Origin of the sequence: Cohnella endophytica (genome assembly GCF_003628305.1) — a bacterium.
In the GTDB taxonomy this organism is placed as follows: domain Bacteria; phylum Bacillota; class Bacilli; order Paenibacillales; family Paenibacillaceae; genus Cohnella; species Cohnella endophytica.
Map to the genome: position 1 here is coordinate 913,273 of NZ_RBZM01000005.1, position 12,094 is coordinate 925,366.

Here is a 12,094-nt window from a genome sequence, read left to right on the forward strand (position 1 = left end):
ATGTAAACGATTTCATAAAGTGCTACGATATTTCAAAAATACTAGACCCTGAAGGAGGAGTACCTAAGTGTTGAAGCGCAGACTTTCTGCAATCTCGGCTATGCTACTGACTAGTTCTTTGATCGTAGGCATTTTACCGGCACCCCACGCGTCAGCTGAAGCTAACGGGACGCTCGTGCCGTATTTCAACGCCTCTTTACCTGTGGAAACCCGCATAACCGACTTGCTCGGACGGATGACACTGGATGAAAAAATCGGTCAGATGGTGCAGGCGGAGCGTGCTTCCGTTACACCGGAGGATGTACAAACCTACCGACTTGGCTCTGTCTTGAGCGGCGGCGGTTCTTTCCCGAACGGAAAGCAATCGGACAGCACGCGCGAGAAATGGGCTTCTCTTGTGGACTCCTATCAAGCCGGGGCATTGTCTACGCGTCTCGGAATACCGCTCCTATACGGGGTTGACGCTATACATGGCAATAGCAACTTGGTCGGGGCAACGCTGTTTCCACACAATATCGGGCTAGGAGCGGCGGGCGATCCGGCACTCGTCGAGCAAATCGGCGTTGCGACTGCCCAGGAAATTAAAGCGGCGGGCACGAACTGGGCATTCGCCCCAACGATCGCCGATCCGCAAAACATTCAATGGGGCCGTACATATGAAGGCTTCGGAGACAATCAAGAGCTGGTAGCCCAAATGGGCGCGGCGTTCATTAAAGGGCTTCAAGGCACGACGAAGGATCAACTCAAAAACACCGACCATGTCGTAGCCACGGCGAAGCACTTTCTGGGCGAAGGCCTGACGGATAACGGAACTAACCAGGGCAACGTTTCCAACATGACAGAAGCGGAAGTGCTTGCGCTTGACTTGCCGATGTACAAGGCCGCGGTAGATGCAGGCGTTAGGACGGTCATGGCTTCTTACAGCAGCATCCAGGGACTGAAGATGCATGCCAATAAGCGGTTGCTCACGGATGTTCTGAAGGGACAGCTGGGCTTTACCGGCTTTGTCATTTCGGACTATAACGGCGTGCAACAGATAACGAAGGACTGGGACGGCAACGCGGTCAGCGGGCTGAAGAACCAGATCCGCGTTGCCGTTAACGCAGGCGTTGACATGATGATGATGCCTTCCGATTGGAAGAACACTCTCTCCAATCTCAAAGCGCTTGTCACCGAAGGTGCAATCACGCAAGCCCGTATAGACGATGCGGTAAAACGGATATTGCGCGTGAAATTCGAATCCGGCGCGTTCGAGCATCCGATGACGGATCAGAGCCTTTCTTCGACTTTTGGCTCGGCGGATCACCGCTTGCTGGCGCGCGACGCCGTCGCCAAGTCGCTCGTCCTGCTCAAGAACGACAACGTAAACGGTGCGCCGATCCTATCTCAGCTATCTAACATGAGTAAGATTTTCGTAGCCGGCAAGAGCGCCAACGATATCGGAATCCAGTCCGGTGGTTGGTCTATTACTTGGCAGGGCGCGAAAGGCAATACGACGCCGGGTACTACCATTCTGAAGGGCATCCAAAACGCAGTCGGCAGCACGAAAACCGTAACCTATAACAAAGGCGGCCGCGGCGCGGCAGGTAATGATGTCGCTATCGCTTTCATCGGTGAAACGCCTTACGCGGAAGGTAGCGGCGACTCGCTGAATTCGCTGAAGCTAGACGCGGAAGATCTCGCAACGTTGGATAATATTAAAGCTTCCGGGGTGCCGACCATCGTTGTACTCGTTTCCGGGCGACCGCTTATGATTAGCGACCGTCTTAACGACTGGGCGGGACTCGTAGAAGCTTGGCTTCCCGGCACGGAAGGCGATGGAGTTGCCGATGTCCTGTTCGGGAATAAAGACTTCACGGGGAAGCTGCCGGTTCGCTGGCCGTTCTATACCGAAGCGTATACGACCCCCATGGCGGGTCAGTCCGATCTTGATCCGAAGTACGTCCTGTTTAACTACGGATACGGCTTGAACAAAGCAACGGAAACGCCGGCTTTACCGGCCATTCCGGATAAACCCGGCCAACAGGATCCATATGTGAAGGTTGAAGCGGAGGACTATATCGCCCAATCCGGCGGCTTGCAGGCGGAGGACACTTCCGATGTCGGCAAAGGCAAAGATATCGGATACACGAGTGCTGGAGCATGGTTGGAGTACATGATCGATGTTCCGCAAAGCGGAACCTTCGACGTCGATTTCCGTTATGCGGTGAACGGCGACCCTACCGGTCTGAAAATGCTCGACGCAAGCGGTAACGAACTGGGTACTCTGTCCGTTACGACTACGGGCGGCTGGCAGAACTGGGCGACGAAGACTGTAACGGGCGTACCTCTAACCGCGGGCATCCAGAAAATCAAGCTTCAGTTTACGGGAGGCAATATCAACTTAAACTGGTTCGGTTCCAAAGGGTTCAGTCCTGCCCCCGCGCAAAGCGGAGGCGGAGGCGGTGTGGTAGCGCCGCAGACCGTTGTCAAAGAAGACGCCGTTGAGAGCTGGATTTCGGGGGAACGCGAACGCGCGAATCGAAACTGGTATTATGCGCCGCTCTGGAAGCCTGGCGACGAGGAGAGGCAGCTGACTCAGCAGCAGGAGAACCTCGATCTGACGAAGGTCGGCAACGATGCCGATGTCCCGACGATCAAAATCAATCCTAACAAAACCTATCAGACGGTTGCGGGCATGGGCTCTTCCATGGAAGAATCGACGATATTCAACATCACGAAAATGTCGGACGCCAAACAAACCGAATTGCTTACGAAGCTAGTGAGCCAGGACCAGGGCATCGGCATGAGCATGACGCGTCTCACCATCGGCACGGCGGATTTCACTTCGCGCCAATTCTACACCTATGACGATATGCCGGCCGGCGAGACCGATCCCGATCTCGAACATTTCTCGATTCAGAAGGATATCGATTACGGTATCATTCCGGTCCTTCAGAAAATCAAAGCCATCAATCCGGACATGAAATTTTTCGCTTCTCCTTGGAGTCCTCCAGGCTGGATGAAGACGACGGACAGTATGATCAAAGGCCAAGTGAAGGACGAGTATTTGCCTGTTCTAGCGGACTATTACGTCAAATTTATTCAGGCTTACAAAGAGCAAGGCATCGATATTTCGGCAATGACGCTTCAGAACGAGCCGCTTCTTGAAATCGATTACCCGAGCACCAAGATGCCATGGCAGCAGGAAGCCGCACTTGCGAAGCTGCTTCACGAGAAGCTGGTAGCCGCCAATCTCGATGTGAAGCTCTGGATCTTCGACCATAACTTTAACGACACGATGAACTATCCGGCACCGCTTCTAGCGGATCCGTCGAACCGAGCTGCCATCGACGGCACGGCGTTCCACGATTATGCCGGCGATCCTTCATCGATGACGCAGCTACACGATATGTACCCGGATAAGAACATCTACATGACGGAACGCGCAGTATGGGGCACCGCGGGCGCAGACCGGATCGCGCAGTATTTCCGCAACTGGGCTAAGAGCTACAACTCTTGGGTCGTCATGCTCGACAGCGACATCGCGACGCATCAATGGGTGGGCACGCCCGACCCGACGATGGTCATCCAGGATTCCAGTAATCCGGACAACTACTGGCTGACGCCGGAATATTATTTATTGGGCAATTTCTCGAAATTCGTAAGACCGGACGATATCCGCATCGATAGCAACTATGGCTCGGCGACGAACAACGTAACGAACGTTGCCTTCATGAGTCCGGATCGGAAAACAATCGTAACGATCGTCATTAACCAGACCGATACTGCGCAAACATTCAAATTGGTAAGCGACGGCACGCAAATCGCCGCTACCCTGCCGGCCAAGTCGGTTGCCACATACAAATGGGACCGTGTAATCCCAGAGACGCAACACGATCCGGTTACGCTTGACGTGTCTCCGCAAATACTGGCATATGACGTGAATGACAAGATCCTAACGCTTAAGCTGACCGGCGGTACGTTTAACGAGAATAATCTTGCCGACATTACTTTAGGCATCGAGGCAGAGAAAATGGGAATCACCATAGGCGCCGTGACGCTGGAGAACCCAAGCGAAGCGACAATCAAACTCGCGTGGGATCAACATACGGCGTACTTTGTCAACACGCCACTAACGGTAACCGTGCCGGTGACGGCTTACGTGGATTCTTCGAACAGCGATCCGCTTGTCGGAAGCGTAATGTTGACAGGCACCGGCAACCATACGGATGCGTTATCCATTGCGGTTCCTATCGCAGCCGTCGACTATTATCAGTTATCCGGCGTATCGGCCGATGTGGCAAACGGAAAACTGTTGGGCTTCGGAACAGGCCGCTGGGCCGACTTCAAGATCAACGTGCCGACTGCAGGCCAATATGCAGTTACCTTGAAGGTTGCGTCTCCGAACGGCGGAGGATTCCTTCTGCAATCCGGCGAGGGCGCTACGCTCGGATCCGTCGTGATTCCTTATCTATACAATTCTGGCGATTGGGTCGGTGCACGGACTTCAATAGACCTGCCTGCAGGCGAGCAAACCTTCCGAATTTACGGTAGCTTAGGAGCATTCGACCTCAAGCAAATCGACTTTTCGCCGATTATGCCGCAGGGACCTGGCGCAGACGGCACGATCAAGGTAGAAGCCGAGAGTTTCGTAACGGCTGGCCAGCAAGTCATTCAATACGGCAGCGAGCTCAATAATCTAGGTTACACGGTGGCGGGCTCCACTTTCGATTATCTGGTTAACGTCCCGCAAGCGGGATATTACAAAGCAAGACTTCGTTATGCGACGGCGCAAGGCGGCGTATCCTCTTCGATCCTTTCGAACGGTCAAGCGAAAGGTTCGGTCGTTCTGCCGACTACCGGCGGATGGGGGAACTACACGGAAGTTTACGTGGTCATACAATTGGATGCAGGCACGCAAACGATTCGTATCGTAGACAACGGAGACGGCTTCAACCTCGATTGGTTATCGCTCGAACCTACGAACGGGACTGAAGTCCAAGTCGTGAAGGCTCCGGCTCCGATGGCAAGTAAGTCGGGCACGGCATCGTCGGGCGCGGATTTGGTGAAGCTCACGTCTTCGGTGGATGGCGCTACGATCCGTTACACCTTGGACGGCTCATTGCCGACCAAGGATAGCGCGCAGTATATGAATCCGATCGCGGTATCGTCCGGACGGGTTATCCGAGCTATTACAGTGAAAGCAGGCATGGCCGACAGTTTCGTCGCTTTTTATGCCGCGCCTAGCGCTATCGTTCATTTGGCCGGTATCAGCCTGAATAAAAATACGCTTGAGCTGCTTGCGGGAGACAGCTATCAGCTTTTGGTCAATATTGATCCCGCGGAAGCTTCCAACGACGGCGTGACTTGGACATCTAGCGACGCATCGATCGCGTCGGTAGATGACTATGGGAAGGTAACGGGTCTGAAAATCGGCAAAGCTACGATTACGGCTACGACGGTTGAAGGCAGTAAAACGGCATCGGTGCTTGTTACTGTAACGTCGTCCGGGCCGACACCCACTCCTGCTCCTACGCCGAGTCCGTCATCGTCTCCCGCTCCTGTGTCGGGTAAAGTCGTACTTAATCCGACCACAGACGCCAATGGCGTTGCAACGGCAACGGTGAAGCGGGAAGATTTCAATTCGGCTATTCGGAATACTTCGAATCATACGGTAACGATCGACGTGAAACTGGCGGATGGCACCAAAGAAGTAGACGTAGACATTCCTGCGCCCGATTTAGCCGCAGACAAGAGCTTGAAAGCTATCAAGGTGGATATGGGCATAGCTGTCGTTACGATCAGCACGGACGTGCTGGGCAGGAACGGCGCTTCGACGGCAGGAACGATTCGCCTTTCCGTTAAGATAGTCAACGCGACAGGACTGCCCGCGGACGTTCAAGCGAGACTGAACGGAAGCCCCGTCTATGATTTCAGCCTGAGCATAGACGGAACCAAGCTCAGCAACTTCAAGGGCAATGAAGTTCAGGTAAGCTTGCCTTACACTCCTAAACCTGGCGAGAAACCGAACAACATCGTTATTTATTATATCGACAATGCAGGCAAGCTGGAGGTCGTGAAGAACGGCATCTATAATCCTTCGACGGGCAGCGTCGAATTTAAGGCGAAGCATTTCAGCCAATATTCGGCCGCTTATGTCAAGGTGACCTTCTCCGATATGGCGAAGGCCGCATGGGCAGAGGATAGCATCTATGCGCTGGCCGCTAGGGGCTCGATTGAAGGGACGGGCAAAAGCATGTTTAACCCGACCGGTAACGTCACGCGCGCGGAATTCATCCAAATGCTTATCGGCACGTTCGATCTGGCCGATCTAACCGCAACGACGACGTTTACCGACGTTAAGGAGGGGGCATGGTACGCAAACGCGGTAGCTAGCGCGCAAAAGCTTGGCATTGTAAACGGCAAGCAGGATGGTGCCTTCGGCGTGAACGATCGCATTACCCGTGAAGAAATGGCGGTCATGATCTACAGGATGGGACGATACCTGAATGTACCGTTTACTAATAACGGAGATGCGGCTCCGTTCAAAGACCAGGCCCAATTGTCCGCTTATGCCAAAGATGCGGTTGCAGCTACTCATGGCGCGGGCATTATTAGCGGCAAGACGGACGGGAATTTTGCGCCTAAAGCCGATGCGACCAGAGCGGAGGCAGCAACGATTGTATTTAGACTGTTCCACCAAACGAATTCATTCTAATTAATGGATTTAATAGGAAAGAGGCGTACCGACTGACCGGGCGCCTCTTTTTTGTATGAGGAGCATCAAAGACATTTGTTCGCGGCTCAAATCGGTAGAATATACAAATGATTAGAGCAAATGAACAAAATCGGCGATCCGCTTCATGATAATAGAGATAGAGAATGCGGAGTCGACGCTGACTCAGGAAGAATTTACAGAAGAAGCTGAAGAATGGGATCTAATCGTGCAATCCCTTACGCCCTATAATGGAATATATCCGATACTAAATTTTGTTAAGGGGTTGTCCAAATGAAAAATATTAGGAACAAGTAGTTGCTGAAGGTAATTCATCTTCCCCATCGGCAAGTGTGACGTCCAGGTCCGATTCTCAATCGGCCAGCGACAAGACTTCCGCATCCGCATCGCATCCGCACTTCTGTTTCCGCATCCACATCTGCATAGGCTTCCACTTCTCCTTTCACGAAACCGTACATGCTGACTTTTTCACGAACAACTCCGACCGTACCGTCACGTTTCGAACAGCTTAACGGAAATATTCGCGGCACGGACAACATATGACATTTAATCCTCTACTCTACTAAGTCCCAACAGAAAGAGGATTGTAGAGACATGTTATCAATGATACATTTTGTATACTATTTCAAAGTTTAGTTACAATTCGGATCGAAAGAATAGAAAGAACAGTGCATTAAAACTCTTATTTTTAAGTCAATCAGCATTATAGAAAAAGTCATGACTAACTCATTCGTTGGAGGTTAGGTAAATGCTGAAGAAAGTTTTATCCGGAATTCTAGCTTTATCTTTATTTGTAAGCCCTTTCATGATTCCGCCAAGCGTGACTCATGCGTATGTCGCTAAAGATTATTCCTATCTAACTGCAGCCGTTAACTCAAAAATTGTCACTTCCGATGGTAAAAAGCTCACTGCAAGCAGCCTGGTAGCGGGAGAAGCGGAATCGTTTTTAATGGTAAACGGCGTAAATACAAGTAATGCTCCCGACGGTACGGTCGGTTTTCAGTCAAAGCCGAACGGCAAGTACGTCACCGTGAACGACTATAAAGACGGCACGCCTTCCGTCGTCGTTCAAACCAATGCTCTGCTGCCGACCAATGCGACAATGAGCAATTCAACCGGTTCGTACGAAAAGTTTATTATCGAGACGCAAGGGGATGGAACGGTCGCTTTAAAGTCGAAGAAAACGAATAAGTATGTGACGGTCGATCTGGCAACCGAAATATTAAACGCGAATACGGCAACGACCGTCGGAGCAAACGAGAAGTTCAGGATCCGCACCTCCCTAGGCGCGCCGGATGCGCCCGCAACGCCCGCGGTCGACGCGACGACGAATTCCGTTTCTTTGAGCTGGACGATCGTAGCCCGAGCGGACAGCTATAACGTATACCGATCGAAAACGAGCAACGGTACGTTCGTTAAAGTCAACGCATCGGCGATTGCCTCAACCGGCTTTGTAGATTCAGGATTGCCTGCGAACACTGGATATTATTATAAAATTTCGGCGGTAGGCATAGACGGAGAATCGGCAATGTCAGCGGCAGTCCCCGCAACTACGCTGCCTGATCAATTCGGTATTAGTACAACGACGACAAATACGGTTAGCATGGCCTGGACGACTATACCAGGCGCGACAAGCTATAACGTATACCGTTCCGCGAGCAGCGAGGGAACATTCCATAAAGTGAACGCCGCAGCTATTACAACGTACAACTTCGTAGACACGGGCTTGTCTCCTAATACTAGATATTACTACAAAGTCTCATCCGTAAGCGGTGGCGTAGAGTCAACGTTATCCGCTGCCGTTGCTGCATTAACGCAGCCTGACTTCGGTAAGAACGTCTATGTTTTCGATCCGGCAATGCCCGCAGCGGACATTCAAACGATCGTTACTAACGTGTTCACGAAACAAGAAACCAATCAATTCGGTCCTGAGAGATATGCGCTACTCTTTAAACCAGGCACATACAGCACTGCAATTAGAGTGGGCTTCTACACGCATGTAGCGGGTCTGGGGAAAATGCCCGACGATGTTAACATCAATGGCGGGGTAACGGTTGATGCCAACTGGATGGCGAACCACAATGCTACCCAAAACTTCTGGCGTTCTATTGAGAACCTCGCGATAACCCCACAGGGTGGGGATATGAAATATGCGGTATCACAGGCCGCATCCATGAGACGTTTGCACGTCAAAGGAAATCTGTCGCTTCATGATGTAGGAGGGTGGGCGAGCGGCGGCTTCCTATCCGATTCCAAAATCGATGGAAGAGTGGTTCCTGGATCGCAACAGCAGTGGTTTTCCAGAAATAACAGTTGGGGTGAATGGGCAGGTTCGCTCTGGAATATGACGCTTGTCGGGAACACGAATAATCCTGTTGAGAACTACCCGACAAATGCCTATACGATCGTCGATCAAACACCGATTATTCGGGAGAAACCTTTCCTCACTCTTGACGCGTCCGATAAATACAGTGTTTTTGTCCCGAATGTTTCACAAGCTGCGTTAGGAACCAGCTGGGCAAACGGACCTGCGGGCGGAACATCCCTTCCGATCGATCAGTTCTATATCGCGGACGTAGATACTTTCAATGTAGACAATGTCAATGCCGCGCTTAGCCAAGGTAAGCACCTGTTGCTTACTCCGGGCGTGTATCATGTAAGCAAACCGATCGTAGTCACGAATCCGAACACCGTTGTTCTCGGCTTAGGATTGGCTACTTTGCACTCGGACAATGGATCCGTGGCCATGCAAGTCGCGGATGTGGATGGCGTTAAAATTGCGGGACTTCTGTTCGAAGCCGGGTCGAAGAGCTCGCCTGTTCTGTTGGAAGTCGGACCCAAAGGCAGTACGTCAGATCACTCGGCGAATCCGACATCTCTTCACGACCTGTACTTCAGAGTGGGCGGAGATGCTCTTGCTTTAGCCAAAGAATGTATCGAAATCAACAGCAACCATGTCATCGGCGACCATTTCTGGGTATGGCGCGCGGATCATGGCGAAGGTGCCGCATGGAATTCAAACCTAACCACAAATGGGATGATCGTTAACGGAAACGACGTCACCGTATATGGACTCTTCGTAGAGCATTTCCATGAGTATCAGACTGTCTGGAACGGCGAACGCGGCAAGATGTATTTTTATCAATGCGAAATTCCTTACGACGTTCCGGATCAAGAAAGCTGGATGAGCAACTTTGGCACCGTTAAGGGCTATGCAGGCTATAAAGTCGCGGACTCGGTGAATCAACATGAAGCTTATGGAGTAGGGGTGTATTCCTTCTTCAGGGATGCTCCCGTTAAGCTTGAAAGCGCAATAGAAGTTCCGGATAAGCCAGGCGTCAAAGTCCATCATGCAACGACTGTTTTCTTAAGCGGTATGTCCGGAAGCGAGATTACTCACATTGTGAACAACATGGGCGGCGCCGTAATCGCAGGAGGACAAACGCAGAGACTGACGGATTACGTTCCAAGAACGATTTTAAATATTAAAGATGCAGAAATAAACACGATCGCTAAGAAAGCTCCCGTATTGCCCGCGTTAGTCGCACAAGTGTACAACGATCTCAGTACGAGAATGGTACCTGTTACGTGGGACAGCATCGACCCTTCCCAATATGCTTCAGCGGGAGTCTTTACCGTAAATGGAACGATTGCCAGCAGCGCGTTGAAGGCTAAAGCCGTTATTACGGTAGTTGCCGGCTCGAACGTACCCGTAACGGCCATTACAGTAACCGGAGCGAACAACGCAACGTCGATTACCACGAAAGGCGGAACGCTGCAAATGTCTGCCGAGGTAACGCCTGCGGAAGCGGACATTACGCAAGTCGCCTGGTCTGTCATGGGAACGGACGGGAAGGCAACGAACAAGGCTACGATTGATTCTTTAGGATTGTTAACCGCGCATGACGATGGAACGGTGAAAGTCATCGCGACGGCGAAAGACGGTACCGAAGTAAAAGGCGAAGCAACGATCACGATTAGCAATCAATATACGAAAGTTACCGTCATCGCCGTATCCTCCGCAGGCGGCGCATCAACGATTGCAACGAAAAGCGGCACGCTGCAAATGTCCGCCGCGGTAGCGCCTGCGAATGCGGACGTTACAACGGTAACTTGGTCCGTCGTGAATACGGACGGTACGGCAACGGATAAGGCTACGATCAGTGCCGGAGGCTTGTTAACCGCTCTCAAAAACGGAGCCGTGAAGGTGATTGCGTCAGCTAACGACGCTTCCGGCGTAAAAGGCGAAAAAACCATAAACCTAATCGGTCAGTCCGTACTATTGGCCGGCGGATGGTCATGGGTGAGAGAAAGCCAGGCAGATTGGGCGACGGTACCCAATAATGCGAATGGCATGAGATTAACGACAATCGAAGGCAGCTGGGGCGGATCTAAACCAAGCAATATTCTTCTGAGAGGTCCCGTCGCCGGCGACTTCACGATCTCCACGAAGCTGAAGTTCGATGCGAAGAACGGTTTTGAGTGGGCCGGATTGATCGTCTATCAAGATGACGGCAATGCGATCACATTAGGACGTCAAGCAAACGGTACGCCTGGCGTCAATCAGATTAGGTTCTCACAAATTAAAAGCAGCCCAAATCTTGCGCAAACGGATAAAAACTATGATGACCTCGTGTATCCTGCGGATATCTATCTGAAAATCGAAAAAACCGGAACGATCTACAAGGGTTACTACAGTAGCGACGGAACCTCTTGGACTCAGGTGGCCGATACTTTCGATCTCGCGTTATCGAATCCCAAAGTCGGCGTTTTCGTCAGGAAGTTAAATACGGCTATCCCTGTCAAAACTGCGGAATTTACGAATTTCAATTTGAGCGGCACCGTTATCCCTTATTGGAATCCGGTTAGTTCCATTGCCATTACGGGAGCAGGCGGAGCCACGGCTATCACGGCTTTGCACGGCACGTTGCAAATGTCCGAGGCGGTATTGCCCGTGAACGCGGATAACAAATCTGTCATCTGGTCCGTCGCAAACGCCGACGGTACGGCAACGGATCTGGCGACCATCGGCGCCGGAGGATTGTTAACAGCCGCGAAGGACGGAACGGTGAAGGTCATTGCGATTGCCAACGACGGCTCCGGCGTGAAAGGTGAAGCCTTGATCGCCATCAGCGGACAAAACGTCAATGCGACCGTTGCCACGTTAAACGGTCCCGACGCAGTCTATCGGCAACAGCCGTTCGACTTGACCGTTGGCGTAAGTAGCCTGCTCTCAAGCTTCACGACGATGAACGTCGTCGTGAACTACGACCCGAACGTGCTGGAATTTAACACGATAACCGGCAGCAACGGCTCCCTCTCCTTGGCGGACGATGCTTTAAGCTCGCTGAGAAACCATTTCAACGTGCTGGGGAC

2 protein-coding genes are annotated in these 12,094 nt (G+C 51.8%); both read left to right on the plus strand.

Annotated features, from left to right (window positions below):
• The first annotated feature begins 67 nt into the window (after nucleotides 1-67).
• Complete coding sequence (locus tag D7Z26_RS14075; protein WP_120977575.1) at nucleotides 68-6,700, plus strand: glycoside hydrolase family 3 N-terminal domain-containing protein; 6,633 nt, start codon at nucleotides 68-70, stop codon at nucleotides 6,698-6,700.
• Between the two features lie 766 nt (nucleotides 6,701-7,466).
• A partial coding sequence (locus tag D7Z26_RS14080; protein WP_199731704.1) for an Ig-like domain-containing protein occupies nucleotides 7,467-12,094 on the plus strand: 4,628 nt, incomplete at its 3' end.